26 protein-coding genes and 1 pseudogene are annotated in these 26,177 nt (G+C 42.2%); 25 read left to right on the top strand and 2 right to left on the bottom strand.

What is annotated here, in order from left to right:
• Window positions 1-16 precede the first annotated feature (16 nt).
• The 25 genes and pseudogenes from TEPIRE1_RS12275 (at window position 17) to TEPIRE1_RS12150 (ending at window position 25,427) form a co-directional block, all read left to right on the top strand.
• Window positions 17-1,273 (top strand): methyl-accepting chemotaxis protein, encoded by a 1,257-nt coding sequence (locus tag TEPIRE1_RS12275; RefSeq protein WP_013779476.1) that lies wholly within the window; start codon window positions 17-19, stop codon window positions 1,271-1,273.
• 130 nt (window positions 1,274-1,403) lie between these two features.
• Complete coding sequence (locus TEPIRE1_RS12270; RefSeq protein ID WP_013779475.1) at window positions 1,404-2,486, top strand: lipid II:glycine glycyltransferase FemX; 1,083 nt, start codon at window positions 1,404-1,406, stop codon at window positions 2,484-2,486.
• Window positions 2,487-2,498: 12 nt separating this feature from the next.
• Window positions 2,499-4,733: a Lon protease family protein gene (locus tag TEPIRE1_RS12265; RefSeq protein ID WP_015295926.1), complete on the top strand. Its 2,235-nt coding sequence runs from the start codon at window positions 2,499-2,501 to the stop codon at window positions 4,731-4,733.
• A gap of 599 nt (window positions 4,734-5,332) precedes the next feature.
• Window positions 5,333-8,332 carry an S-layer homology domain-containing protein gene (locus TEPIRE1_RS12260; RefSeq protein ID WP_013779474.1) on the top strand — a complete coding sequence of 1,000 codons (3,000 nt, stop codon included), beginning with the start codon at window positions 5,333-5,335 and terminating at the stop codon, window positions 8,330-8,332.
• 83 nt (window positions 8,333-8,415) lie between these two features.
• Window positions 8,416-10,674: an Ig-like domain-containing protein gene (locus TEPIRE1_RS12255; protein WP_013779473.1), complete on the top strand. Its 2,259-nt coding sequence runs from the start codon at window positions 8,416-8,418 to the stop codon at window positions 10,672-10,674.
• 235 nt (window positions 10,675-10,909) lie between these two features.
• Window positions 10,910-11,701: an ImmA/IrrE family metallo-endopeptidase gene (locus TEPIRE1_RS12250; RefSeq protein WP_013779472.1), complete on the top strand. Its 792-nt coding sequence runs from the start codon at window positions 10,910-10,912 to the stop codon at window positions 11,699-11,701.
• Between the two features lie 14 nt (window positions 11,702-11,715).
• Entirely contained in the window at window positions 11,716-12,102 is a 387-nt protein-coding gene (locus TEPIRE1_RS12245) for a helix-turn-helix domain-containing protein (RefSeq protein ID WP_013779471.1), read from the top strand.
• A gap of 3 nt (window positions 12,103-12,105) precedes the next feature.
• Window positions 12,106-12,474 (top strand): hypothetical protein, encoded by a 369-nt coding sequence (locus TEPIRE1_RS12240; protein ID WP_013779470.1) that lies wholly within the window; start codon window positions 12,106-12,108, stop codon window positions 12,472-12,474.
• 14 nt (window positions 12,475-12,488) lie between these two features.
• A complete protein-coding gene (locus tag TEPIRE1_RS12235) occupies window positions 12,489-13,211 on the top strand; it encodes an ImmA/IrrE family metallo-endopeptidase (RefSeq protein WP_013779469.1) in 723 nt (240 codons plus the stop codon).
• Between the two features lie 453 nt (window positions 13,212-13,664).
• Complete coding sequence (locus TEPIRE1_RS12230; RefSeq protein WP_013779468.1) at window positions 13,665-13,988, top strand: HTH domain-containing protein; 324 nt, start codon at window positions 13,665-13,667, stop codon at window positions 13,986-13,988.
• A gap of 18 nt (window positions 13,989-14,006) precedes the next feature.
• On the top strand, window positions 14,007-14,258 hold the full coding sequence (locus TEPIRE1_RS12225) for a hypothetical protein (protein WP_013779467.1): 252 nt from the start codon (window positions 14,007-14,009) through the stop codon (window positions 14,256-14,258).
• 14 nt (window positions 14,259-14,272) lie between these two features.
• Entirely contained in the window at window positions 14,273-14,554 is a 282-nt protein-coding gene (locus tag TEPIRE1_RS12220) for a hypothetical protein (protein WP_013779466.1), read from the top strand.
• Window positions 14,555-15,714, top strand: a pseudogene (locus TEPIRE1_RS12215) (DUF2800 domain-containing protein).
• A complete protein-coding gene (locus TEPIRE1_RS12210; protein ID WP_013779464.1) occupies window positions 15,714-16,247 on the top strand; it encodes a DUF2815 family protein in 534 nt (177 codons plus the stop codon). Before TEPIRE1_RS12215 ends, TEPIRE1_RS12210 begins: the two are co-directional and overlap by 1 nt.
• On the top strand, window positions 16,247-18,205 hold the full coding sequence (locus TEPIRE1_RS12205; RefSeq protein ID WP_013779463.1) for a DNA polymerase: 1,959 nt from the start codon (window positions 16,247-16,249) through the stop codon (window positions 18,203-18,205). Before TEPIRE1_RS12210 ends, TEPIRE1_RS12205 begins: the two co-directional genes overlap by 1 nt.
• Before the next feature lie 15 nt (window positions 18,206-18,220).
• Window positions 18,221-18,415, top strand: coding sequence for a hypothetical protein (locus TEPIRE1_RS12200; protein WP_013779462.1), 195 nt, complete (start codon window positions 18,221-18,223; stop codon window positions 18,413-18,415).
• On the top strand, window positions 18,415-19,083 hold the full coding sequence (locus tag TEPIRE1_RS12195) for a Rha family transcriptional regulator (protein WP_013779461.1): 669 nt from the start codon (window positions 18,415-18,417) through the stop codon (window positions 19,081-19,083). The genes TEPIRE1_RS12200 and TEPIRE1_RS12195 overlap by 1 nt, the downstream gene beginning before the upstream one ends.
• 15 nt (window positions 19,084-19,098) lie before the next feature.
• Window positions 19,099-19,653 (top strand): DUF3310 domain-containing protein, encoded by a 555-nt coding sequence (locus tag TEPIRE1_RS12190; protein WP_013779460.1) that lies wholly within the window; start codon window positions 19,099-19,101, stop codon window positions 19,651-19,653.
• Window positions 19,637-22,042 carry a virulence-associated E family protein gene (locus TEPIRE1_RS12185; protein WP_013779459.1) on the top strand — a complete coding sequence of 802 codons (2,406 nt, stop codon included), beginning with the start codon at window positions 19,637-19,639 and terminating at the stop codon, window positions 22,040-22,042. Before TEPIRE1_RS12190 ends, TEPIRE1_RS12185 begins: the two co-directional genes overlap by 17 nt.
• A gap of 284 nt (window positions 22,043-22,326) precedes the next feature.
• Window positions 22,327-22,605: a VRR-NUC domain-containing protein gene (locus TEPIRE1_RS12180; protein WP_013779458.1), complete on the top strand. Its 279-nt coding sequence runs from the start codon at window positions 22,327-22,329 to the stop codon at window positions 22,603-22,605.
• The gene (locus TEPIRE1_RS12175) at window positions 22,602-23,957 is read left to right on the top strand and encodes an SNF2-related protein (protein ID WP_013779457.1); all 1,356 of its coding nucleotides are present in this window, start codon (window positions 22,602-22,604) and stop codon (window positions 23,955-23,957) included. Before TEPIRE1_RS12180 ends, TEPIRE1_RS12175 begins: the two co-directional genes overlap by 4 nt.
• Before the next feature lie 2 nt (window positions 23,958-23,959).
• Window positions 23,960-24,175: a hypothetical protein gene (locus TEPIRE1_RS12170; protein WP_013779456.1), complete on the top strand. Its 216-nt coding sequence runs from the start codon at window positions 23,960-23,962 to the stop codon at window positions 24,173-24,175.
• On the top strand, window positions 24,165-24,596 hold the full coding sequence (locus tag TEPIRE1_RS12165) for a DUF1492 domain-containing protein (RefSeq protein ID WP_013779455.1): 432 nt from the start codon (window positions 24,165-24,167) through the stop codon (window positions 24,594-24,596). Before TEPIRE1_RS12170 ends, TEPIRE1_RS12165 begins: the two co-directional genes overlap by 11 nt.
• A 245-nt stretch (window positions 24,597-24,841) precedes the next feature.
• The gene (locus tag TEPIRE1_RS12155) at window positions 24,842-25,078 is read left to right on the top strand and encodes a hypothetical protein (RefSeq protein WP_013779454.1); all 237 of its coding nucleotides are present in this window, start codon (window positions 24,842-24,844) and stop codon (window positions 25,076-25,078) included.
• Entirely contained in the window at window positions 25,041-25,427 is a 387-nt protein-coding gene (locus TEPIRE1_RS12150) for an HNH endonuclease signature motif containing protein (RefSeq protein ID WP_013779453.1), read from the top strand. Before TEPIRE1_RS12155 ends, TEPIRE1_RS12150 begins: the two co-directional genes overlap by 38 nt.
• Before the next feature lie 29 nt (window positions 25,428-25,456).
• Here TEPIRE1_RS12150 and TEPIRE1_RS12145 read toward each other — a convergent pair whose 3' ends face one another.
• Window positions 25,457-25,732, bottom strand: a complete 276-nt coding sequence (locus TEPIRE1_RS12145) for a type II toxin-antitoxin system YafQ family toxin (RefSeq protein ID WP_013779452.1) — start codon at window positions 25,730-25,732, stop codon at window positions 25,457-25,459.
• Window positions 25,729-26,007, bottom strand: coding sequence for a type II toxin-antitoxin system RelB/DinJ family antitoxin (locus TEPIRE1_RS12140; RefSeq protein ID WP_013779451.1), 279 nt, complete (start codon window positions 26,005-26,007; stop codon window positions 25,729-25,731). The genes TEPIRE1_RS12145 and TEPIRE1_RS12140 overlap by 4 nt, the downstream gene beginning before the upstream one ends.
• Between the last annotated feature and the right edge of the window lie 170 nt (window positions 26,008-26,177).

The following is a 26,177-nucleotide window of genomic DNA, read 5'->3' as shown; positions in this document are numbered from 1 at the left end:
AAAAGGAGGAAGAGTCGTGAAAGGAATTCGACTAAGAGTGGTTTTAATTACAATGCTGTTGGTGGCCTTTTCCTTGGGTGGATACATATACTGTTTTCACGGGGAAGACTTTGCAAGTACAAATAATCTGCTGGCAGCAGCCGCAGCAGTTTTAGTTTCCGGTATTATATCTTTTTTAGTGACAAAAGGGGCCTCACGCCCGTTGGAAGCTATAGAGCAGAGCTTAAGCGCCATAGCAAAGGGTGACTTTACTGTCAAGGCTAAAAGGATTATTGGGGATGACATAGGTGCACTGGCTGATGTGTATAATGATTCTTTGGACAAGGTAAGAAAGATTTTGAAAAATGCCAAGGATACCACAGCAGATATGTTGGCATCAGCTGCTTCTATTGGAAAGATAACTCATCAGAGCAAGGAAATGTCTTCAAATATTGAAACATCCATAAAGAATGCCTTGAACCATATTACCGACAGACTTAAAGAAATGAAAGACTTAATAGACGGCATGTCGGATATGCTGTCGCAAATGACCGGTGGGGTCGAACAGATTGCCGTAAGTTCCTCTGAAGCAGCCGCAACGGCTTCCGATGCATCTCAACTTGCCGAATCCGGCCGCACTGCTATGGATCAGGTAACTTTACAGATGGGCAAAATCAAAGAATCAAGTAATTATACTGCCTCGGTCATAAAGTCTTTGGGAGAAAGCTCCGAAACTATCGGTCAGATTGTAGAAACCATTACCGGCATAGCCGACCAGACCAACCTTTTGGCATTAAATGCCGCTATTGAAGCCGCCAGAGCAGGCGAGCAGGGTCGGGGATTTGCCGTTGTGGCAGATGAAATAAGGAAACTTGCCGAGCAGTCAGGCGATGCCGCAAAACAGATAGGGCAGCTCATCGGCACTGTTCTAAATGAAGTGGATAAAGCTGTCAAGGCAAAAGACCAAGGTTCGGCCAATGTAGAAAACGGTATTAAAGCAGTGAAATCCGCCGCCGAAACCTTTGAGCAAATCTTGGTTGCCGTTGGAAAAGTGGCAGAACAGATGCAGGAGATTTCCGCAGCAACGGAGCAGATGGCGGCCAGCACAGAAAGCACCAGCGAGTCCTTTAAAAAGATGACTGATATCAGCCTGGACGGCTCCAATCAGGCACAAACCATAATTGATTCAATAGAAAAACAGCAGAAGCTGCTGGATGAAATTGCTTCCTCGGTGCTAAGACTCGGAGAAGATGCGGATAAACTTGATAAAATCATGAATGTAATAAAAATCTAAGCCTTCCAAAAGGGCCGGTAAGCAAAATTTACCGGTCCTTTTTTGTAATACTTTATTTAATCGTCGAATAAATCATGTATAATATATAATAAAGGTCGGGGTAAAACATTTAGCGGAGGTTATTCATATAATGGAAATAAAAATCATAAATCAAGATGAGAAGAAATTTTTTAACGATTTTATGGCTTGGGGGCCTAAAGGACATGTGCTTCAGTCCTATGAATGGGGCGAAGTAAAGCTGCACACCGGATGGGAACCTATCAGGCTGCTTGTCATGGATGAGGGCAAACCTAAAGCCGGAATTTCTATATTAAAGAGGAAACTGCCCATTCCGGGTTTTAACAAATGTATTTTTTATGCTCCCAGAGGACCTGTAGCCGACTATACTGATAAAGATACGCTTAGATTTCTCTTTACAAAAATAAAATCTATGGCAAAACAGCATGGGGCTATTTTATTAAAGATAGACCCGGATATAAAGGCACCCAACGATGAAGTTGTAAAAAACCTTCGCTCATTGGGCTTTAACCTTATTGATTCAGGCAAGGATTTCGATGGCGTCCAGCCTAAATTTGTTTTTCGCTTGGATATAAGCAAGCCGTTGGAAGAAATTGCTGCCGATTTCCACCATAAAACCCGCTACAATATCCGACTGGCAAAGCGCAAAGGTGTCACGGTCAAGGTGGGACGTAGGGAGGATTTAAAGCCGTTTTATGATATCCTGGAGGAAACCTGTATTCGCGATGAGTTTCTTGTAAGAAGTTTTGACTATTTTGAAACACTATGGGATGAGTTGGTGGAAAATGGGCTTGCACGGCTATTTATGGCAGAGTATGAGGGAAGGTATATAGCGGGGACGCTGGCCTTTATTTTCGGCGACAAGGCATGGTACATATATGGAGCGTCGTCCAATGAAGACCGCAATGTCATGCCTAACTATGCCCTTCAATGGGCAATGATTGAGTGGGCAAAACAAAACAACTGCACCATGTATGATTTTCGGGGGGTATCCGGGGACCTTTCACCAGATAACCCTTTATATGGGCTGTATAGATTTAAAAAGGGATTTAACGGCGAATTTACCGAATTTATCGGGGAATTCGACATGCCGCTTTCTCCGTTTTTCTACTACCTGTGGGTGCAGGTGATTCCGGCTTACCGCAAAATAAGAAAAGATGTGGTAAACTTTTTCCGCCGAGCAAAAAAAAGATAAGAAGGTGCATATATGCTTAAAAAGCTTACACACGACCAACTTAGAGAAACCTGCGATAAATCGGTTCTTTCTTTTCAATCAACAAAAGACCTAACTCCGCCTGCGGACATCATCGGTCAAGAGCGGGCCGTGCGGGCTATGGAGTTTGGCCTAAAGATAGACCTTAAAGGATATAACATTTTTATGACGGGCCTTACCGGTACCGGGAAAACAAGCTATGCCAGAGCGGCGGTTGCCAAAGCTGCTCAGGGCAGGCCGATACCTGATGATATCATCTATGTGTATAACTTTTTAAAGCCGGAAAGGCCCATTGCCATAAACCTTCCGGCGGGGAAAGGCTCTGAATTTGCAAAGGATATGGAAAAACTTATTTATGATATTCGTTCTGAAATATCAAGAGCATTTAGCGATGACAGCTTTGAAGAGCAGCGGCAGGAGATTATTGACCGCTATCAGAAACAATCCATGGAAATAATTGCAAATTTAGACGAAATTGCTAAAGCCGAAGGGTTTGCACTTCAGAAAACTGTTCAAGGCATTATAGCAATACCGCTGTCGCTTTCCGATTCAAACCCAAAACCCATGAGCCAAGAAGAATACGAAACACTTACGACTGAACAGAAAAAAGAGCTTGAGGAAAAAGGCAGGAATCTGCAAAATAAAATAGATGAAGCCATACGAAAAATGCGGGCACTTGATAAATCAGCCAGGAGAGAAATGGATGAACTGGAAAAAGGCACAGCACTTGCCGCCATAAACCCGCTTTTTGAAGAAATGAACGCAGTGTACAAAGACAACGCTAAAATCATCGATTACCTTAAAGCAGTAAAAAACGACCTTATAGCTAACCTGATGATTGTAAAAGAGGATAGGAAAGAAAAGCAAGACGGCGATGAAATCGTCCCATTATACGGCACAACAGGTGCATCTGAGTTTTTTTTGCGGTACCGCATAAATCTCTTTGTGGACAATAAAGCTACGGCACATGCACCGGTAATATTTGAAACAAATCCTACATATTATAATCTCTTTGGTAAGATAGAAGGAAGAGCCCGCCTTGGAACCGTTGTTACGGATTTCATGCTTATAAAAAGCGGTGCAATTCATAAAGCAAACGGCGGCTACCTCATAATTCAAGCTGCAGACCTTTTTAAAGAGCCGTTTGCATGGGACGCCCTTAAAAGGACACTGAACAACGGTGAGTCGCAGATTGAGAATATAGGGCAGGAATACCTCCTCTTTCCTACCGTAACATTAAAGCCCGAGGCGATTCCGATAGATGTGAAGATTATCCTCATAGGCAACCCCTATATTTACAGTCTTTTAAATGTATATGACGAGGACTTTAAAAAACTTTTCAAGGTAAAAGTTGATTTTGATGTAGAAATGGAGAGAAACCCGCATAATATAAAAAAATATGCGGAACTCATTTCCGAAATTGTAAAAACTCGCGGCCTTCTGCATTTTGACACAAACGGTGTTGCCGAGATAATTGACTACAGCTCACGCCTTGCGGAGGATAAAACAAAACTTTCCACACGATTTAATGAAATTCTTGAAGTGCTTTATGAGTCAAGCACATGGGCGGAGCTTGACGGCAGCAGCCTTGTTACAAAAGAACATGTAGAAAAGGCCGTATCAGAAAAGATTTACCGATCAAATCGCATAGAAGAGCGGCTGCTGTCGATGATTGAAAAAGAAGAGATTCTGGTGGATACGGAAGGCTTTGCTACCGGACAAATCAACGGCCTTTCGGTAATTGACACCGTCGACTATATTTTTGGTCAGCCTTCACGCATTACGGCTCGAGTTTACATGGGCAATGCCGGTGTGGTGAACATCGAACGCGAGGCTAAAATGAGCGGTCGAATTCACAACAAGGCAGTTATGATTCTTACAGGTTATCTGGGAGAAAAATATGCCCGCAGTATTCCTTTGAGTATATCGGCGAGCTTAACATTTGAACAAAATTACGGCGGCATAGAAGGGGACAGTGCAAGCTGTGCCGAGCTTATGGCACTGTTGTCGGCTATTGCATCGGTGCCGGTGCGCCAGGATATAGCGGTCACCGGTTCGCTGGACCAGCATGGGAAAATCCAGCCGGTAGGGGGTACCACCTATAAGATAGAAGGCTTTTATCACGCGTGCAAACTGAAAGGCTTTACCGGAACTCAAGGTGTGGTCATTCCTTGCCAAAATATCACAAACCTCATGCTGAAACCTGAAGTGGTAGCAGCCGCCAAATGAAGATAAGTTTCATATTTATACGGCCGAAACCATCGACGATGTCATAGAAATAATGACAGGCATGCAGGCTGAAGAATTTCACGACAAGGTAAAGGAATCGCTGAAAAATATGGCTGAAACCGCCAAAAAGTTTTATGACAGTGAGAAATGAAGAAAAATATATATTTACAGATATTACATTTATATTACATTTCCCCTAAAAATGTTGACCAGCAGCCAGACGGATGCTATAATAATTCTAGATGTTGCACATTGATAATTTAATAATGAGTTCCAAGGCATACTCAAATCTGGAACAGAGCTCATTGTTATAAATAAATTTTTCACATAATCACTAAACAAAGCAGGAAAATTCATCCTTGTTATCGAAATATACAAAATGCAAAATGACCTCAAGTTTTTCGAATCTGCCTTTAACTTTCAATCTGTCGAGCAATTATATAATTATTGCTCTGTTTTAGTGCTTTTAAAAAGATTGAAAGAAGGATAAAACTCAACTTTTAATAATTATTTTTTAAAGGGGGGATGGCACCGAGAGGACTGAGAAAAGCCTTTTTAGCAAGTATTACTTTCTTAAAAATTAAAAGGAGGATTTGAGTATGAGAAAGGCAAAAAAATTACTCGTAACCCTGCTCGTGCTTACATTTGTAATGAGCACATTCAGCGTAGGGTTCGCAGCTACAACAACTGACACAAAAGACCTGCCTACAGAAGTAGTAAGAGCCATGGCTCTCGGCTACTTAAAGGGCGATGCTCAAGGCAATCTTAACCTAGAAAATCCGATTACCAGAGCAGAAGCACTGGCTATAATTATCAGGGTTTCCGGTCTGGAAACTTCCGCAGAACTAATGAAGGGTCAGACCAAATTTGCAGATGTAAATCCTGATCCCTCGCTGGAATGGGCCACGGGTTACATAAACCTGGGAGTAGGCCAGGGAATCATCAACGGCTATCCCGATGGCACATTCAGAGGAAATGCCAACGTAACATATGCAGAAATGGCTAAGATGATTCTTTATGCCATGAACTACGGCGTAACCGTAGAAGGTGCTCCATGGCCTGCAGGCGTAATGGGCAAAGCCGATGACCTGGGACTATTTGACAAGGTCAGCTCAGCACCAGACGCACCGGCTATCCGCGGTGATGTTGTCAAGATGATCGACAACTCATTGACCATAAAGCACTTAGAGCAGACCGGCTATGGCGATCTGAAACAGTATGTCGAAGGCGACAAGACCTTCTTATCCAAGATGGATGTTGATGAACTGGAAGATGTAAGAGTAACCGAAATCGCCAGAGTCAACGACAAACTGGATGATGACGAAATAGAACTTACCGAATATGACAAAAACGGTAAAAAAGTAGATTCCAACATCTACACACTTATAGCTGATGTCAATCCCGAAGCAATCTTCGGTCTTAAGGTAGATGCATGGGTCAACGATGATGACGAGGTGTTCTTCGTAGAGGTTTCTACAGAAGATAAAGATATCCTCCTCGATGCGGTTGATGCTGAGGAGAGCGACGAAGATGAAATCTATCTGAAGGAAGCAGATAAAGCATACAAATGGGCAGATAGCGCTGTTGCCTATGTCAATTTTGAAGAAAAGGATCTCGACGAGATACCTGAAGACGCATACGGCAAGTTTGTCCTCGACAGAGGTCAGGTTGCGTTTGCTAACCTCTTTGATTTTGACGAAGTAGGTGTAGTAACAGCGGTCGACGGCAAGGTTATCGAATTCATCAACATAAATACCGATGAAGACGAAGTAGACCTTAGCGACTATGATGATGTATACATCTACAATCCCGACTTCACAAAAGCTGATGTAAAAGACATCGACGAAGACTCCGCCATTTTCTTCTGGGAAGGCGACGACGATGATGTTTACATCATAGTTAAGAACGAAACCGTAAAAGGTAATGTTGACAGTGTAAAAGAAGATAAGATTAAAGTTGACGGCAAGGAATATAAGAGAGGCAGCTTTAAGGGTACAAAAGCTCTAATCACTCTCGATAAAGGCGATAACTACGAAGAATGGGCAGACTTAGAAGCAGTTGAAGACTTCGTTGACGAAGATGTAATGCTGGTTCTCGACCTTCGCGGAAGAGTACTGCTTGTAACAGGTGCTGCCAAGGCTACCAGCGGTAACCTCTACGGCATAGTAACCTATGCAAAATCAGGCAGATATCCTACATTAACAGTCTTCAACAAAGAAGGCAAAGAAGTAGACTATGTAGCCGAGAGCTCAAAAGAGTTCGATGAGTTAACAGACTTAAAATATAATGCTAATACTCCGCAATATGCAGCATTGAAATACAAGCTGACATCCGACAGCGAAATTGCTGAAGAAAGGTCAGTATATGCTGTAATAGAAGGAACCGATATTACATCCAGAAAATCATATGACAGTGATGTAAAAGCTTCCGAAGTAATATTCGAAGGAAAACTTACAAAAGACACTGATAAGAAAACCTTCAAACTTAATGGAGAAAGCTTCTATATTTCAAGTGATACAGTAATAATGAAAGCACTAAACGAAGATGGTGAGTTAGATCCTGAGACCATATCCGTTGATAGATTCGTATCTATTGGTGTAAGCCAATATAACGAAGCTGTCGTATTTGGTGAGGCTGGTAAAGATGCAGACCTTATTGTTATGCTGAATAAGGCCTTTGAAGGAACCGAAGAAGATTACTTCTACGGCGTAGTAACCGATAAGCCTTACAAATCAGGCAGTTCTTACTATGCAACAATCAACGTCTTTGGCGAAGGCGAAAAAGACTACAAGGTAAATGATGCGGCAGACTTCAAGAAAGGTGTAGTCGTAGCATTTAACCTCAATAGTAAAGATGAGGCCGTGCTAAAGACCTCTAAGCTCTATGATGATAAAATTCTTAAGAAATACGACGATGGCTTTGTTACCATCGACGGCAAGGTCTACAAAGTAGACAGTGCGGCCGTGCTCTATAACAAAGACAAAGATGGCGACTTAGATAAGAAGATTGGTAGAACAAAACTTAAAGAGTATGCAAACAAACGAATTGACTTTGCACTTGATGATGGTATAGTAGTCGCAGCAGTAGTATACGATGGCAAAGATGGTTCATCGGATACTAAAGTTACAGGTGAAGTAACCTATATCAACGTTGACGAAGAATTAATTGAAGTAGACGGGAAAGTACTCGAACTTGATAAAAGAGTAAGACTTGTTGACGCAGACGGAAAGACCATAGCAATAGGACCAAAAGACGTAGCCAAACAATTAAAAGTAGGCGACATTCTATCTAAGATTACAGAAGAAGACGGCGTAGTTACTGAAATGAAGCTTGCTAAAGATGATGACGATGAGCCAGGAGTGCCAGAAGAAGAGCTGACAGCCGAAGCAACACTGGGTTCACTGCTTGGAGTAAAATATGCGGAAATCACTCTAAGCGATTCATCGAGAATTGACGAAGTAAAAAATGTAAAAGTAAATGGTGTAGTAAGAGATTATAATATCAAAGGTGATATTATAAGAGTTAACTTCGGTAGCGAAATCACAGATATAAAACTTATACTGAACGATGGTAGTGTAATAGATGTAACAATTAAATAACTAACTATATATAGTGTAAGTATAAGGTCTTTGCCCCACTCAATGGGGCAAAGACCCATATATAAAAAATAAAGGAGGGTCACATGTTGAGAATTAGTAAAAGATTGCTATCGCTGTTACTTGCTCTGACTCTGATACTGAGCATGACAACAGTGGCTTTTGCAAAAGATTATGACCTTATCAACAAAAACACACTGACTCGAAATGACTTTTTTGACCTGACAGACGACATGGATTTTTTCTCTGACGTTTTAGACAATCCAGGTCAGTATGTCATTGAAGTCAATGGCAAATATTATGAAGTTGAGCAGGTGGACGCAGCAACACAAGATGGAACAGGAATAGATGAAGCTGTTGTAGGCCTAGTTCCAGTTGATTTAGACACTGACGAGGAACTTAAGGTTGTAAGTGTAAGTGCTATTAATGCTAAAGAAGTTCAAATTAAGTTTAGTAAAGCTGTGAAAAAAGACACAGTCATCACTACAGGTGCACCTGATACGTTAAAGAATATAACTTTCACAAATATCGGAAGTGCTCCAGCTATTACTTCTACTTCAGCAGAAGCTAAGCTAAGCGAAGATGGTAAAACCCTAACTATAACTGCTAGTGGAACAGAGTACTTTGATGGACAATACGCTGTGTTAGTTCCGGTTGCAGTAACTGACCTAGACGGTAATCCAATAGAGGCTTATTCAGCTGTTGTGACGCTTAAGGATACTGTAAGACCTACAATCAGTGGACCAACTTATCCTGACAATAACACTGTAAAATTCGAGTTTTCCGAACCTATGAATTTAACAAGCGGAACTACACTTGAAGGGATTTCAACATTAAAAGATAAAAATGGTGCAACTGTTTCTATTACTGGTCTTATTACCTTAGCCACAGATAAAAAGTCATTTACACTAAACATGGCAGGATTGACAGTTGATGAAGAATACAAATTAACCATAGTGGGAGCAAAGGACTTTGCAGGAAATCTAATTAGTCCAAACCCCGTAACAGTAAGCTTTAAAAAACAGGTTGTTGACAATGTTAATCCAGAAGTTGTTTCCGTAGAAGCTGTTAATGATTCTAAATTAGTAGTGACTTTTTCAGAGCCAATTAAAACAACCCCTACAATATTTAAACTTAATATCGGCTCAACTGGCACTCCAGTAGCCGTTACTACTTCAAATGCAACTGTTAGCGATGATAAGACAGTAGTTACGGTGGATTTAACAACCGCTGGTTTTACTTCATTATCAGGCTTAAAGAGAGTAGATATAACCGAATTCCAAGATCTATCCGGTAATCCTGCCACTATAACAGATTCTGCGTACAACACTTTAATTAACTTCGTACCTGATACAGAGGCACCTGTGGTAAAAACTGTAACAGTAGAAACCATCAGCGGAACAAGATATATAGTTGTAGAATTTGACGAAGATGTTACTGTAACAGCAGCAGCACTTACACCCGTGACTTACGTAGTAGATGGAGTCCAAAAGACATTAACTGGCGGAATTGCAGTAGCAGCTGTAAGTGGTTACGATAAGGACAGCGATGGAAATGATGAGTCTGTAAAGATTGATACTGAAAACTATGACGGCAGTGGTGCTGTAATGCCAAACGGCGAATACACCATTACACTACCAGCAAATTTAGTAGCAGATGCTGCGGGAAAGAAAAACGCACAAACTACAATAAACGTTACTATCGGCGACATTGCCGATACAACTAAGCCAGCAGTACTAAGCGGATTAGCTGGAATTAACTTACCTGATAATGATACTGTAACTATACAGTTTACAGAAGAAGTTACAAATGCTACAGCATTAAATACCGCAAACTACACTGTAGAAGGCGAAAAGGTATTTGTGTCCGCTATATTTGATGGAGACAAAACAAAAGTTAAGTTAACTCTAAGAGATGGAGCTATTGACGTTAACGGCGAAAGAAGCTTAGAGATTAAGAACATAGCAGATAATGCCGGAAACGTTATGGATCCTGTAACATACCCTGTAGACTTTACTGAAAACGTAAAACCTCAAATGCTTTCAGCTAAAATAGTAGATGTTGACAAGATTCTAGTGACATTTAGTGAAGGAATAAAAGCTACTTCAGCTATACCTGCTAACTTTACAGTAAAAGTTAACGGCGTTTCGGATACAGTAACTGGTGTTACTGAAGAAGATGGGGCTACTGCAGTAGCTGACGGAGATACTAAAGTATTGCTAACTCTTACTACAGGAATAGCAAATTTAAGCGATGTTGTAACAGTTGAGATAGCAGACGAAACTATAGAAGATGTGAACGGAAACCTTAATAAAGGTGCCAAGACAGTAACCGCTACAAGGTAACTAACGCCAAACACAAGAAGAACTGACCTTAACCGGTTGGTTCTTCTTTTTTATTAAACACAAGGGGACAGTCCCTCTGTGTTATAAGAAATAGTAGCAATCAAGAAGAACTGACCTTAACCGGTTGGTTCTTCTTTTTTTATTGCAAAAAAACAAAATTACCATTGACATTGGAAATGATTGGGTATATAATAATGTTAGCTTACAAGCATACAAGCATGAGAGGAGGTATGATGTGATAGATTTAGACTTTAGAAGAAAAAGTAATGGGGTGCCAATTCTCTCAAAAGCTGAGATAGAAACCCTAGCCGAAATGGTTATAAAGGATTATAACCCAAAACTTCTTGAAGAGCCAGGCAGCTTAGATGTTGAGGATTTTGCTGAAGGATATGCGGACTTAGAAATGGACTACAAGGACTTAACCCATAACCAATCAATACTAGGCATGACGGTATTTTGCAACTGCTATATTCCTATATACAACGCCGAAGAAAACAAAGCCGAAGAGATACCGGTGGATGAAGGCACCATTATCGTAGATAACAGCCTTTTAAACGATGGCCAGCTAAGGCGAGGCCGCTTTACCCTAGGGCATGAAATATCCCATTGGCTATTACATCGGCACATCTATATGATTGATAAAAACCAGCTGTCTTTATTTGATTTCCTACCAAATGATACCCAACCTGTAATTAAATGCCGCAGTACCGACATAGAAAACAGCGGCAAAAGACAATTTGAAACAGATGATGACTGGATGGAGTGGCAAGCTGACTATATGGCATCAGCCCTACTAATGCCTAAAAAAGCTTTTACCAGAGCCGTTAAAGAAAAGTTCAAAGCCATGGGATTAAAGAAAGACTACTTTGAAGTAGGCACCGATTTTGAATTAAATTTACGTGCTGAAGTGCTGCCCTACGAGCTAGCAGACCTCTTTGATGTATCTGTAACAGCGGTAAGAATAAGATTAAAAGGTCTAAACTTTATTAGAAAACAACAGGAGAACAATCAATCTTTATTTGGATAAGGAGGTGTTAAAGAATGAATAAGTTTGGTGAGTTCATCACAGCAAGAAGAAAAGCAGAAAAAATTACTTTAAGAAAAATGGCAGAACTACTAGACTTCTCCCCTGCCTATTGGAGTGATATTGAAAAAGGGAGAAGGAATCCACCCAATATTAATAAGTTGGAAGAGTTGGCTAGGATATTAAAACTAACATCAGAAGAAAAATACCACATGATAGATTTGGCATCCGAAGACAGAGATGAGATCCCCATGGATCTACCCGATTATATTAAGGACAGTGGCCTAGCCAGAACTGCCCTTAGAAAAGCTCGTAGAATGGATGAAAAAGAAGGCAGTAGTGATATTACCGAAAGAGCGTGGAAAGAATTTATAAAAACCTTAGATGAAGAAAGGGGGAAATAGCCGGTGAACAACCTATTTAAGGATATGCTAGCAGAGCACTTTGAACAGGAAATCTATGATTTTTTGCAGGATCATATTATGAATAACTATGACCAATACGATTTAACCCGAAGAGCAAATGAGGTTAATGAAGTCCTCGAAGCTAGCCTCGATTTGGCTGAAGTCCTACGAGTATATAACATCAAGCAGGATGGTAGTGATGTAGCCTTTAACATGTTAGTTAGTTGTGATATTGAAATAGGAGATTACTTTGCCGGTGAAAATATCACGGAATCGGTATGCCAATGGTTTGAATTAAGCTGTAGTGCCGTTCTAGAAAACGCTACATTAACCGATTTTAGTATTGATGGAATTGAAGCTTATAATAAATAGGGGGAGAGGTGCCGATGAATTTAAGTAAAGACCTAGTGCCGATTATAAGTAAAAAGGATATGGATATAGAAGCCGCTAAGTTTTTAGAAAAGTATTGTCCCGCAGCATTAGAAAAGCCCATGCCAATTCCTGTTGAGGATATTGCAGAGTTTAAAATGGGATTGGAAATCGATTATGCAAACTTAGACAAAAACTGTGACACACTTGGAATGGTGCTATTTTCTAATGGTATGGTAGAACTTTATGATAAAGAAACAAAGAAATATTTTAAACGCCCCTATGAAAAAGGAACTATACTTGTTGAAAATGACCTAGTCGAACTGGATAACAAAGGCAGAGAAAGGTTTACTATCGCCCATGAATTAGTCCACTGGGACAAACACCAACTGAGATTCATGACCCTTTCCTATCAAGATAAAACCCTAGCTAAGGCATGTCGCTGTCCTAGTGAAAAAGTGCATAGACCCAAAAAGCCGGATGAGTGGGTGGAATGGCAGGCTGATAACCTGGCAGCAGCAATCCTTATGCCTGCTGAAATGTTCAGGCTAAAAGCGGAAGAAATTAAAAATAAATACCGTGGTAGAGTTGGAACAAAGATTAATGAATTTATGTGGAAAGGATTTAGCCCAGGCATGATTGCAGAATTTATCACTGATGAATTAGCGGATTTCTTCCAGGTTTCAAAGCAGGCAGCGGGAATTAGAATCCAGACACTAGGTATCAACTTACCAAAATAGCAAGTCTAAACCATGTATGCCATAAAGCATGTGAACACTTTTAAATACACGTAATACCATATTTTTTTACCCATAGCGTTCGCATACATGCTTATAGGACTAAACCAAAGGGGGTGAGAGTTATAGCTAAAAAAGTAAGATGCCCTGTTTGTTCAAATAAAAGACTTTTTGACCTTGTATCAGCAACCCAAGCGGAACTCATAATAAAATGCCCTAAGTGTAGAAATTTAATCTATTTATACTTTCAAAACAACCAAATAAAAGCCAAAGCAGTATGATTCATACCGAGCAGCGGAGTCTTCTGAACTACCAAATAGCCGGATGATCGCTATTAATTTAGCGGTCATCTGGCTATTTTTTTTATTTTAAATATCTTTTTTAAACATGAAATAGACCTGCATATTTAACATTTATTCTTTAGTCACAGAGCAAATAGAAGGGGGTGAGAAAGCGATGGGACCAAATGAAAGACGCATGGAAATCATAGAAGCCTTATGCCGTAGAAGGCAAGATACGATGTCCAACTTGGCGATTGAGTTTGGCGTCAGTGTTAGAACTATAAAAAATGACATTGACATCCTATCGCTTTCCTACCCTATAGAAACTATCCGGGGTCGTTATGGTGGAGGTGTTAGGGTAGCAGATGGCTATTATTTGCACAAAAAATATCTAAAGCCTGAGCAGCAAGAGCTATTGGAGCGGTTGTGTGCTAACCTTTCCGGCAATGACCTAATGGTGATGAACAGCATTATTAAAGATTTTGCTCTGAATGCCTAAAGGAAAGAAGGTGGAGCTATGAGTGATTTGCATTATGCATTAGCAGAAGAATTAGAAAAACTAGCAGCTGGATATCGTGCTTTAGCAAGAGGTGAGGTAAAGCCCTATGAGGCTAATATTCAGGATATAAGCATTGTACTCACAGAAAAAATTAAAAAAGGCAAGGTATCGGAAATTAAGGCGTTACTAAAGAAATATGGTGCAACGAAATTAGTGGAAGTTAAGAAAAAAGACTATGAGGCCTTTTATAAAGAAGCGAAGCACCTATAAAGGAGAGGAAAAGAATGAGCAAAATGAAGTTAGCTTTAGATGTTGTGGAAAATCTACGGAGTCTTGCAGATAGTATTGAAGCTTTAACGGATGTAGTAGAAGGAAATGAACCTAAAGAAAAGGTGGAAGATAATTTACCAACATTAGAACAAGTCCGGGCAAAGCTTGCGGCTTTAACCCAAAGTGGCAAGCAGGCAGAAGTGAAGGCCCTTATCACAAAATATGGAGCTAAGAAACTGTCTGAAATACCTGAGGACAAGTATCCAGAGCTACTTAAAGATGCGGAGGGGATTTAATTGGTAGAACACGCCCTACTTTCCGCCTCCGGCTCTGACAGGTGGCTTAGCTGCCCACCATCAGCAAGGCTTGAAGAATCAATAGAAGAGAGGGCCAGTGAGTATGCCAAAGAAGGCACCTTTGCCCATGCTTTGGCAGAACTCAAACTGGCCCACTACTTAGGAAACTTAACCAATCTTAAGTATAACACAGAACTAAAAAAGCTAAAACAAGATAGCTTTTACAGCCGAGGGCTAGAGGATGATGTGCAAATCTATGTGGACTTTGCCGTTGAAAAGATTAACGAAGCTAAAGCCCGTACCAAAGACGCAGTAGTGCTGTTGGAGGCCAAACTAGATTACTCCTCTTGGGTGCCGGAGGGTTTTGGCACCGGGGACTTAGTTCTTATCACAGACGGGATATTAGAAATTGTCGACCTTAAATTTGGACGTGGGGTTAAAGTTTCAGCAATTGATAACAGCCAGATGAGGCTATATGCCTCGGTGCCATCAACCAGTTTGGTTATCTCTATGATATTGAAACTGTAAGGATGACTATTCATCAACCAAGGCTTGATAGCGTTTCCACTGATGAAATGCCGGTAGATGAATTAACTAACTGGGGAGAGGCAACCATCAAACCAATCGCAGCCCTTGCCTTTAAAGGTGAAGGAGCATTTCAACCCGGGGAACATTGCCGATTTTGCAAAGTTAAGGCCACCTGCCGAGCTAGGGCAGATGAGAACCTAAAATTAGCAGAACATGATTTTAAAAAACCACCTCTTTTAACAGATGATGAGATTGTTGAAATATTGGCAGCAGCTGATGAGCTGCAAAGCTGGATATCAGATGTCCAGGCCTATGCCCTAGACCAAGCCGTAAACCATGGTAGGGAGTGGCCCGGCTTTAAATTAATCGAAGGTAGGAGCTACCGAAGATATGCAGACGAAGCGGAAGTGACGGAGGTTTTAGTAGCGGCAGGTTTTGATGAAGAAGAGATTTACACCAAAAGCCTCTTAGGCATAACCGCCATGGAAAAGCTTGTGGGCAAAAAGCAGTTTAATGAAATTCTTGGCACCTTGATAATTAAACCACCGGGCAAACCAAGGCTTGCACCGGAATCAGATAACAGACCAGCGATTAAAAGCACCGCTGAAATAGATTTTAAGGAGGAATTGTAATGAGTACAAAAGTTGTTACCGGAAAAGTGAGATTTTCATACGCCAATGTGTGGGAGCCGCAGAGTGTAAACGGCAGCGACCCCAAATATTCAGTAAGTTTAATTATCCCCAAATCAGATAAAAAGACTATCGAAAAGATTAAGGCCGCTATTGAAGTAGCAAAGCAAGAGGGGGCTTCCAAGCTAGGAAAGAAAATCCCAGCCAATTTAAAAACCCCACTTAGGGATGGGGATATTGATAGACCTGATGATGAAGCCTATGCCGACAGCTATTTTGTAAACGCCAACAGCTTCACCAAACCCGGTATTGTAGATAAAAATGTAGAGCCTATCCTAGACCAGACTGAATTTTATTCCGGTTGCTACGGTAGAGCCAGCATCACATTTTATGCATACAACGTGAATGGGAATAAAGGCATTGCTTGTGGGCTTCAAAACCTTCAAAAGTTAGAAGATGGGGGACCGCTGGGTGGCAAATCAAGACCAGAGGACGATTTTGAACCAGTGGAAATTGAGGAAGACTTTTTAGGATAATGACGATTCTGAGCATCGATATTGAAACCTATTCTAGCGTAGACCTCACCAAGTGTGGGGTTTACGCTTACACCCAAGCGGAGGACTTTGAAATATTACTTTTTGGCTATGCCTTTAATAATGACCCAGTAGAGGTTATCGATTTAGCAAGTGGAGAGCAGATTCCGGATGAAGTGACAAATGCCATAACAGATTCCGCAGTAATTAAAACAGCCTTTAATGCCAACTTCGAAAGAACCTGCTTAGCAAAATATTTAAATAAACCCATGCCACCAGAAGAGTGGCGGTGCAGCCAGGCCCATGCTCTAACTCTAGGGCTTCCTTTAAACCTTGCCGGGGTGGCCAAATGCTTAGGTTTAGCTGACCAAAAGATGAGCGAAGGAAAAGCACTCATTAGATATTTTTCCATACCCTGCAAACCCACCAAAGCCAATGGTGGTAGGACTAGAAACCTTCCCCACCATGACAGGGAAAAATGGGAAACCTTTAAAGCCTACTGTAAACAAGATGTGGTGGTGGAGCGAAGTATCCGTAAAAGATTAGAAAATTACCCTATGACTGATAAGGAACTAAAACTGTGGTCTTTAGACCAGAAGATCAATGACTATGGAGTGCGGGTAGACCGGCAGTTAGTAGAAAACGCCATCTGCTGTGATGGAATCCACCAAAAGGAATTAATGGCTGAAGCTATAGATCTAACTGGGCTTGAAAACCCCAACAGCCCGGCCCAGTTAAAGACTTGGCTTAAAGGTAACCACAACATCCAAGTAGACAGCCTATCTAAAGCCAATGTGGAAGAACTTTTAAATAAAATCAACCACCCCACCGTTACCCGAGTCTTGGAGCTAAGACAGGATATGTCCAAGACTTCGGTTAGGAAATATGAGGCCATGGACAGAGCAATGGGTGGGGATGGGCGGATAAGAGGGCTGCTCCAATACTATGGAGCCAATCGCACAGGCCGGTGGGCAGGCAGACTGGTGCAGGTGCAAAACCTGCCTCGAAACAACATGAAGGATTTGGATTTAGCTAGAAAACTACTGCTTGCCGGGGATTATGAAAGTTTGGAACTATTATTCGACAGTGTGCCGGATGTTTTATCCCAATTAATTAGAACAGCCTTTGTCCCTTCCCCTGGCCATCGCTTTATTATATCTGACTTTAGTGCTATCGAAGCAAGGGTAATCGCTTGGCTAGCCGGTGAGAAGTGGGTTGTTGATACCTTTAAAGGCCATGGCAAGATTTACGAAATGACCGCCAGTAAGATGTTTGGAGTGCCTATGGAGCTTATCGTAAAAGGCAATCCAGAGTATGAGTTAAGACAAAAAGGGAAAGTAGCAGTTTTAGCATGTGGCTATCAGGGGAGTGTTGGTGCTTTAAAAGCTATGGGAGCTTTAAATATGGGACTTAAAGAAGATGAGCTACCAGCCATTGTAGCTGCTTGGCGAGAGTCTAACCCTAATATCGTAAAGCTGTGGTGGGATGTAGAAGATGCAGCTATAAGAGCCGTAAAAGACAGGACTTCAATTACTATGCAGTATGGTCTTAAGTTCTACTACAAATCAGGAGTGCTGTTTATCAGACTCCCCTCTGGTAGAAATCTCGCCTATGTTAAGCCCAGGATTGAATTAGACACACGGTTTAACAAAGATAAATTAACTTACGAAGGTATCATGCTCGGAAACAAATGGGCTAGGATTGACACCTACGGCGGGAAGCTCACAGAAAACATCATTCAGGCAATCGCCAGGGACTGTCTAGCAGAATCCCTTTTAAGGCTAGATAAAGCCGGATATAAAATTGCCTTTCATGTCCATGATGAAGTGGTACTAGATGTCCCCCAAGGCTTTGGCTCCCTCAAAGAAGTGGAGGAAATCATGAGCCAGGATATCAACTGGGCAAAAGGACTGCCACTTCGGGCAGAAGGCTTTGAAACTAATTACTATATGAAAGATTAAGGAGGTTAAGAACCCATGTTTTATGTAAAAGCAAAAATTAACGATGCTGTGGAGATAGCCGCAGAAATTCACGATGACAATGTGTTCTGTACCTGTCCTGGCTGCGGGTGTGAGGTAGAAGTTGACCTTGCGGAAGTGTTCAGCAATAGCGACAGTGATCTGTACGGCACGGCTGTTTACTGCACCAAGTGCAGATTGGAGGGAAAATGATGAAGGAATTAATTCCAAAGGATAAATATGGTGTTTTTGCTGATGCCCGTGATACCGCAAGAGCGGACAGCAGGTTTGTTGCCAGGTTTTTTGAAAAGGAACATAAAAACGTCCTCCGGGATATTGAAAAAATCACTGACACCAATTCTGGATTGAGTGAGGAATTCGCACGGCTCAATTTTGAGCTGTCCTCTTACCGCAACTTACAGAACAAAAAACAACCTTGCTATATGATGACTCGTGATGGATTTACCATACTGGTTATGGGATACACCGGCAAAAAAGCAATGAGGTTTAAGGAGATATATATCAAACGTTTTAACGAAATGGAACAGTTCATTAAAACTCTTGTTACAGCTCGCAAGGAATTCCCATTATTAACTGAAAACATCAAGCTCTTACATGAAAATCCTAGACCATACCACTTCAGCAACGAATGTGACATGATTAATCGCATTGTTACCGGGATGTCAGCAAAGCAGTTTAGAGAAGCAAAGGGTTTAGCCAAAGGCACCAGCATTCGTCCCTATCTAACCGGTGAGCAGGTTAGGATGATGGAAACCCTGCAGAAAGTTGATATTGGCTTGCTGTTATCAGTTCCGGATTACCAGCAACGCAAGCGCTACCTGGAATGGTACAAAATGAAGCTGGTTGAAAAAATCGCTTAAGGAGGGGAGAAATCTATGGACAAGATAAATCCTGACCATTACAAGACAGGTGGCATAGAAACTATTGATTTTATCAAGGCCAAGCTCACCGGGGAACAGTTTAAGGGCTACCTGGCGGGGAATGTCATTAAGTATCTTTCTCGCTTTGAGCATAAAGCCGGAGAAGAAGATTTACAAAAAGCTCGCTGGTATTTAAACCGATTGTTGTTGCAAAGGAAAAGACCCATCATCTATGTCTGCTCTCCCCTACGAGGAGATATTGATAGAAACATTCATAAAGCCATCGGCTACTGCCGGTATATTTACAGCCGGGGCGGCATCCCGTTAGCCCCACATGTCATCTTTACCACTTTCCTGGATGATGCCGTCCCCGAGGAGAGAGCAGCTGGTATAGAGCTGGGTTTAGAGGTATTAAGCATGTGTGATGAGCTGTGGGCTTTTGGAGAAAAAATCTCTGAAGGGATGTCTTATGAGATTACAAGGGCCAAAAAGCTTGGGATTAGGATGAGAAGGTTTAACGAAAGGTGTAAGCCTCTGGAGGTGGTGGCTGGTGATGCAAGAGGAGACTAGCAATAAAAAAGTCAAGCCCTCTTTCAAATACGATGGAGTTTTAACCATTGTCACCGGAAGGAGCCGCAGGGAGCTGGAGTGGAAAAACCGGGAGACGCTGTGGTCAGAGCTGGTGAGAAAATTAAGTGTTACTACCAGAACCCATGAGACCTATGGGGAGTATAAAAAGCTCCCCAAGGCCGAAAGGGACGATATAAAAGACGTGGGTGGCTTTGTCGGTGGCACTCTAAAGGGTGGCCGTAGGAAGGCAGACTGTGTAGTCTGGCGGCAGATTATAACACTTGACGCTGACCATGTGAAGGGAGATTTATGGGCAGGGGTAGAGGTGATGTTTGGCCGTGGCTGCTGCATGTATTCTACCCATAGCCACAGCCCTTCATTCCCCAGATTAAGACTGGTTATTCCTTTAAAAAGGCCTGTATCACCTGATGAGTACCAAGCGGTATCAAGACGTATCGCCGGGGATTTGGGCATCGACTTCTTTGATGACAGCACATATCAACCCCACCGATTAATGTATTGGCCTTCTACCTCCAAGGACGGGGAGTTTATCTTTAAATACCTGGATGAAGAGTGGGCAGACCCGGATGAGATATTGGCCCGGTATCCCGATTGGCGTGACCCCTCTTACTGGCCAGAGTCCTCCCGGACTAAAGCTGAACGCAAGAAACTGGCGGATAAGCAGGGCGATCCCAGGGAGAAGCCCGGCATAGTTGGCGCCTTTTGCCGAACCTACACCATAGCCCAAGTTATCGAGAAGTTCTTAAGCGATGTCTATGCACCAGGTGATGACCCTAGCCGCTATACCTATATACCCGGAAGCACTGCAGGTGGCTTGGTCCTTTACGATAGAGACAACTTTGCCTACTCTTACCATGCTACAGACCCTATATGTGGAAAGCTTTGTAATGCCTTTGATTTGGTGAGGCTGCACAAGTTCGGTGAGCTAGATGATGAAGCCAAAGATGGAACTCCAGTTAATAAGCTGCCATCGTATATGGCTATGCAGCGACTAGCCACTGAAGATTTGGAGGTTAAAAAGCAGGTTGCTGCAGAGCGAATGGAATCTGCCAGTGATGATTTTAAGGGCGAGGAAGATTGGCAAGCGGGGCTTGAAATTGACAATAGAGGTGAATTAAAAAACACCTTAACCAATATGTCCTTGATTATAAAACATGACCCGGCTTTGGCTGGTATCTACTACAACCAGTTAAGGGATGGGGTGGATGCAGACGGGGAATTACCTTGGAAACGTCTTAAAGCTGGCTGGAATAAAACTGATGATGCAAATCTTGCCGGATACATTGACGCTCGCTATAAATTATACTCCCCAGGGAAATTAAGGGATGCTGCCTTAAAGGTTGCTGTTGAAAGAGCAAGACACCCCATCCGAGAATATCTAAACAGTTTGCCAAAATGGGACGGTGTAGAAAGGCTAGATAGGATACTAATTGATTATCTTGGAGCTGAAGATAGTGAATATGTGAGGGCTGTTACTAGAAAGACTCTAGTGGCAGCAGTGGCAAGAGTAATGGAGCCAGGTATTAAATTCGATTATATGTTGGTACTAAATGGCCCTCAAGGGATTGGTAAAAGCACACTATTTAATAGGCTGGGTGGAGAGTGGTTTAGCGATTCGTTATCTATAGCTGATATGCGGGATAAAACCGCTGCTGAAAAACTGCAAGGTTATTGGATAGTGGAAATTGGGGAGCTGGCCGGAATTAAAAAAATAGATGAGGAAACCTTAAAGTCCTTCCTATCCCGGCAGGATGATAAGTATCGAGCTGCTTATGGCTATGCAGTGGAAGATCATCCAAGGCAGTGCATCATTGTGGGAAGCACCAATAAGACCACCGGCTTTTTAAGGGATTTAACAGGAAACAGAAGGTTCTGGCCGGTTAGGGTGCCAGGTAGTCAAAACTTAAAGCCTTGGGACTTAAAAGATGTAGATCAGATTTGGGCTGAAGCTATTGTTAGATATAGAGCCGGGGAGAAGCTCTTCTTGGAAGGTGCGTTAGAAGAGACTGCTCAAAAGGTGCAGCTGGAAGCTTTAGAAAGCGATGACCGAGAAGGCTTAGTTCGGGAGTATTTAGATAGGCTTTTGCCTACTAACTGGGATGAGATGGAGTTAAGCGATAGAAGGGGTTTTATCCGAGGAGATGGTTTTAGCGATAGCATCAAAGGCGAGGTAAAAAGACAGATGGTTTGCACCCTGGAAATTTGGTGTGAACTGTTTTGTAAAGAACCTAGTGCTATGAGAAAAATTGATTCTTATGAATTAAACGCTATAATGCGAAAGATTGAAGGCTGGGAGCAAAGTGATAAGACGGTCAGGCTTCCCATTTATGGCAAGCAGCGAGTTTATATTCGGTTGGAACAAGAATAGGAACGAGGTCCGGAACAAGCGGAACAAGATCATACCTTGTTCCACCAAATATTAAAGTAGGTGGAACAAGGAGAACGAGAATTACATCTTGTTCCACATCTTGTTCCAGCCTTAAGGTCAATGCCCATAGAGGTTACAGAGGTTATGGAACAAGTGGAACAAGATTTACTATATACGATTAAAAATAAAGAATAGGCATACACACACGTATATATAACGCCTAATACGTATAGGCACATATATGTGGGTAGGGCTTGTTCCAGATATTGAGGCGGGATGATTATATGAGAGAAAAGCAAATCGAAGCAAAATTAAAGCGGGAGATAAAACGAAGGGGTGGAGCTGCTCTAAAATTCACTTCTCCTGGAATAGCAGGAGTGCCAGATAGGTTAGTGCTTTTACCTACTGGGAGCGTGGTGTTCGTGGAGCTAAAAGCACCTGGCAAGAAGTTAAGGCCTCTGCAGCTAAAAAGAAAAGAGCAGCTGGAGAGCTTAGGTTTTAAGGTTTACGTCCTGGATTCGTATGCAGCAGTTGATGCTTTTATCGAGGAGGTGGCGGATTGAAGTATATTCCTTACGATTATCAAAAATATGCCCTAGATTTTATCTTAAACCAGAAGGCAGCAGGGATATTTTTAGATTGTGGTTTAGGGAAAACAGTAATCACTTTAACTGCCATTGCCGAACTTATGCATAACCGCTTTGAAATAGCTCGACCTTTGGTAATTGCACCTTTAAGAGTTGCAGAGAGCATCTGGGATGTGGAAGCTAAGAAGTGGGATCACCTAAAACATCTACGCATCGCCAAAGTGCTAGGTTCAAAAGAAGAGCGCATCCAAGCCTTGAACACTGCTGCCGACATCTACGTCATAAATAGGGAAAACACAAAGTGGTTAGTCGATTACTACAAAAATAACTGGCCTTTTGACATGGTGGTGCTAGACGAGCTCTCCAGCTTTAAATCCCATAAAGCCCAGAGGTTTAAGGCACTTCGCAAGGTAAGGCCCTTTTGTAAGCGGGTAGTAGGCCTTACTGGCACTCCAGCTCCTAACGGGCTCATTGATTTATGGTCCCAAGTTTACCTTTTAGATAGCGGCAAAAGGCTTGGCAAAACCATAACCGGTTACCGGGAGCGCTACTTCTTGCCTGATAAAAGAAACCATAATGTAATTTTCACCTACAAACCCAAAGAAGGTGCTGAGGAAGCTATCTACAACAAGCTCTCTGATATCTGCATCAGTATGAAAAGTGGGGACTACCTGAACATCCCCGAGCGCATAGACAATATCGCAACAGTTGAGCTGCCGCCAAAGGCTATGGAGCAGTACCGAAAGTTAGAACGGGATTTACTGCTGCCGCTGCTTAATGGTGATGTGGTGGCGGGAAGTGCTGCGGTGCTGACTAATAAACTTTTGCAGATAACCGGCGGAGCGGTATACGACGAAGATGGCGGAGTGCAAGTTCTTCATGATGAAAAGCTAAAAGCTTTAGAGGATTTGGTAGAAGCAGCAAATGGCAAACCGGTTTTAATCTATTATGCTTATCGCCATGAACAGAAGCGGATACAAAAACATCTGGACTGCCGGGTGCTGGATAAACCTAAAGACATTGCTGATTGGAACAAAGGGGAAATACCGGTGATGCTGGCACATCCTGCCTCTGCTGGCCATGGCTTGAATCTCCAGGCAGGCGGCAGCACCATCATCTGGTTTGGACTGCCCTGGAGCCTGGAGCTTTACAGCCAAGCTAATGCCCGCATCCACCGCCAGGGGCAGAGGAACACGGTGGTGGTGCATCATCTGGTAGCCAGGGGAACCATCGACGAAGACGTGATGCAAGTGCTGAAGAATAAAGAAGCTGGTCAAGATGCACTGCTTAATGCGGTGAAAGCTAGAATTTATCGGGAGGTGAGTTAACCATGCATAAAGATTGTTTTGCCTATAAACATCATGGCTGCACAGCCTTAAAAGTTAGACAGTGTGAAGGCTGCAGTTTCTATAAAACCAAAGAGCAGTATGAGCTGGACCGACAGAAGGCAATAGAGAGAATTCGAAGTTTGGATGTCGAGAGACAAGAACATATCTTTGAAACTTACTACGGCGGCAAACTGGAGGTGTTAAAGGATGAATGCTAAAGAATATTTATCTAGAGCCCTATGGCTTGACCAGAGAATTAACAATAAATTAGAACAGCTGGAAACGTTACGAACGCTGGCAATGAAGGTAGGAGCCAACCTAACAGAAGAAAAAGTCTCCGGCGGCAATAATACAAAAAGTCATATGGAAAGCACCATTGTCAAGATTGTGGATTTGGAAAAGGAAATTAATGAGGATATCGATCGGCTGGTAGATATAAAAGCTGACATCATGGAGACTATTAGCCGGGTGGATGATCCTATCAGTCAAATAATACTAGAGATGAGGTATGTTAACGGCAAAGGCTGGGACGAGATTGCAAGAGGATTAAAATACAACGACCGATCAGTTTTCAAGATTCATAGCCGAGCACTAAAAGAAATTGCTAAAATACGAAAAGAGGGCAGTAAAGTTCAGTAAAGGGCAGTAGAATTCAGTCCCAATACCTGCTATAGTATAAAGTGTACAGGCATGGAAAAATATCAAGAACACCAGGTGCTGTTTGAATAGGCCTAGGGATAGATCGACCACGACTCCCAGGAAACGCAGCATTCTTGATAAAGCCCTTGGGGATTAAATCCTCCGGGGCTTTTTCTGTGCCAAGAATAACTAAGCTCTGAAAGCAATTTGCTCTCAGGGCTTTTTCTATATACGGAGGTGCTGGTATGAAACATATCAAGTGTATATCCTGTTGCTTTGCTTCGGTAGATAAAAAGGCAAGTGATAGTGGTTGGACGGCGTATGAGTGCAGCAACCCAAAGAGTGAATACTATAAAGCTTTGTTGAATGTAACTCCTGATGGCGATAAGCGTATCCGGATTACTTGGTCTGGGTGTGCCTGTGGTGAAAGAAAGGTGAAGGAGCATGCCCAGAAAACCAAAGAAGCCCTGCCGCTATCCTAGCTGTCCAGAGCTTACAGAAGAAAGGTACTGTAAAAAACACCAAAAGGAAATAGACCGGGAATACAACAAAAGCAGCAGGCCTTATAAAAAACTATATAACTCCAGCCGCTGGCAGAAACTGCGGAAGCATGTTTTAACTAAACAGCCTCTCTGTGTCATCTGCCTTGGAAATAAAAGAATCAACCCGGCAACAGTGGTGGACCATATTAAACCTCACAAAGGCGATGTGAAGCTGTTCTTTGATATTAACAACCTGCAGCCTCTATGCAAGACTTGCCATGATAGGAAAACCGCCAAAGAAGACGGCAGATGGGGCAAGAAAGGTGTTGTATATGGTTACAGCCAATAGCGTACCTTATGCACCAGGTAGAGGCAAGGCTAAAACAAATCGCTATGGCTACCGGTTCGAACTAAAACAAGAATTAAATTATCAACATCAATACGGTAAATCAAAAGCCAGTCAGGCTGAATATGGCACTCACGATAACCACTCCATCTGCCGGAAAGGTTATGGTCACGGAATTCGGGTGGCAACTTTTCTCCGGTTGCAAGCATGCGGATACAATCATCTAATAGGGTAATATTAAGTCCACGTTTTTCCGCAAGCTTATAATCCTTTTTAAATTGTGTTGTCCACAAAATCTGGCGGCTCATGATTTTAACTCCTGCAGCGCTTCCTCGACATCAAAATAAGGTTTAGCATCTGAGTTATTAGCAATTTGCTCTGCTTCAAGTAGAGCGGCCACTGTCACAGCATTAGGGGTATTTAGAGTGACATCAAAGGGAATACGTCCTTCTCTTATTGATTGGCGTAGAAAAATATTGAAGGCTGTAGTCATATTAAGTCCAAGCTCTGCAAACAGTTCATCCGCCTGTTTTTTAATATCGGCATCGATTCTAAAGCTAACACTAGCTGTTTTTTTGGCCAAGGGGATCGCCTCCTTTTCATAGTTTATGTAGATATTATAGCAAATATTTCTTGCATTGTAAAGCCAATGTAGTGGTATTAGCATTACAATAGCTTTCAAAAAATACATGCAGTAAATAGTTTTATATGCACGTTAGAGGGACCATGAGGGGGGTTCTAATTTTTAGAAAC

Source organism: Tepidanaerobacter acetatoxydans Re1 (assembly GCF_000328765.2).
GTDB classification, from domain to species: domain Bacteria; phylum Bacillota; class Thermosediminibacteria; order Thermosediminibacterales; family Tepidanaerobacteraceae; genus Tepidanaerobacter; species Tepidanaerobacter acetatoxydans.
Note: the sequence above shows the minus strand (reverse complement) of the source record. Positions and strands in the feature narration are given on the sequence as shown.

What these genes read in the sequence shown, in the direction of transcription:
- TEPIRE1_RS12235 (WP_013779469.1), top strand. Translation starts at nt 12,489, where the DNA reads ATGAATTTAAGTAAAGACCTAGTGCCGATTATAAGTAAAAAGGATATG.
- TEPIRE1_RS12165 (WP_013779455.1), top strand. Translation starts at nt 24,165, where the DNA reads ATGAATGCTAAAGAATATTTATCTAGAGCCCTATGGCTTGACCAGAGA.
- TEPIRE1_RS12225 (WP_013779467.1), top strand. Translation starts at nt 14,007, where the DNA reads ATGAGTGATTTGCATTATGCATTAGCAGAAGAATTAGAAAAACTAGCA.
- TEPIRE1_RS12155 (WP_013779454.1), top strand. Translation starts at nt 24,842, where the DNA reads ATGAAACATATCAAGTGTATATCCTGTTGCTTTGCTTCGGTAGATAAA.
- TEPIRE1_RS12260 (WP_013779474.1), top strand. Translation starts at nt 5,333, where the DNA reads ATGAGAAAGGCAAAAAAATTACTCGTAACCCTGCTCGTGCTTACATTT.
- TEPIRE1_RS12220 (WP_013779466.1), top strand. Translation starts at nt 14,273, where the DNA reads ATGAGCAAAATGAAGTTAGCTTTAGATGTTGTGGAAAATCTACGGAGT.
- TEPIRE1_RS12200 (WP_013779462.1), top strand. Translation starts at nt 18,221, where the DNA reads ATGTTTTATGTAAAAGCAAAAATTAACGATGCTGTGGAGATAGCCGCA.
- TEPIRE1_RS12230 (WP_013779468.1), top strand. Translation starts at nt 13,665, where the DNA reads ATGGGACCAAATGAAAGACGCATGGAAATCATAGAAGCCTTATGCCGT.
- TEPIRE1_RS12185 (WP_013779459.1), top strand. Translation starts at nt 19,637, where the DNA reads ATGCAAGAGGAGACTAGCAATAAAAAAGTCAAGCCCTCTTTCAAATAC.
- TEPIRE1_RS12205 (WP_013779463.1), top strand. Translation starts at nt 16,247, where the DNA reads ATGACGATTCTGAGCATCGATATTGAAACCTATTCTAGCGTAGACCTC.
- TEPIRE1_RS12265 (WP_015295926.1), top strand. Translation starts at nt 2,499, where the DNA reads ATGCTTAAAAAGCTTACACACGACCAACTTAGAGAAACCTGCGATAAA.
- TEPIRE1_RS12195 (WP_013779461.1), top strand. Translation starts at nt 18,415, where the DNA reads ATGAAGGAATTAATTCCAAAGGATAAATATGGTGTTTTTGCTGATGCC.
- TEPIRE1_RS12150 (WP_013779453.1), top strand. Translation starts at nt 25,041, where the DNA reads ATGCCCAGAAAACCAAAGAAGCCCTGCCGCTATCCTAGCTGTCCAGAG.
- TEPIRE1_RS12270 (WP_013779475.1), top strand. Translation starts at nt 1,404, where the DNA reads ATGGAAATAAAAATCATAAATCAAGATGAGAAGAAATTTTTTAACGAT.
- TEPIRE1_RS12255 (WP_013779473.1), top strand. Translation starts at nt 8,416, where the DNA reads ATGTTGAGAATTAGTAAAAGATTGCTATCGCTGTTACTTGCTCTGACT.
- TEPIRE1_RS12180 (WP_013779458.1), top strand. Translation starts at nt 22,327, where the DNA reads ATGAGAGAAAAGCAAATCGAAGCAAAATTAAAGCGGGAGATAAAACGA.
- TEPIRE1_RS12145 (WP_013779452.1), bottom strand. Translation starts at nt 25,732, where the DNA reads ATGAGCCGCCAGATTTTGTGGACAACACAATTTAAAAAGGATTATAAG.
- TEPIRE1_RS12190 (WP_013779460.1), top strand. Translation starts at nt 19,099, where the DNA reads ATGGACAAGATAAATCCTGACCATTACAAGACAGGTGGCATAGAAACT.
- TEPIRE1_RS12245 (WP_013779471.1), top strand. Translation starts at nt 11,716, where the DNA reads ATGAATAAGTTTGGTGAGTTCATCACAGCAAGAAGAAAAGCAGAAAAA.
- TEPIRE1_RS12170 (WP_013779456.1), top strand. Translation starts at nt 23,960, where the DNA reads ATGCATAAAGATTGTTTTGCCTATAAACATCATGGCTGCACAGCCTTA.
- TEPIRE1_RS12210 (WP_013779464.1), top strand. Translation starts at nt 15,714, where the DNA reads ATGAGTACAAAAGTTGTTACCGGAAAAGTGAGATTTTCATACGCCAAT.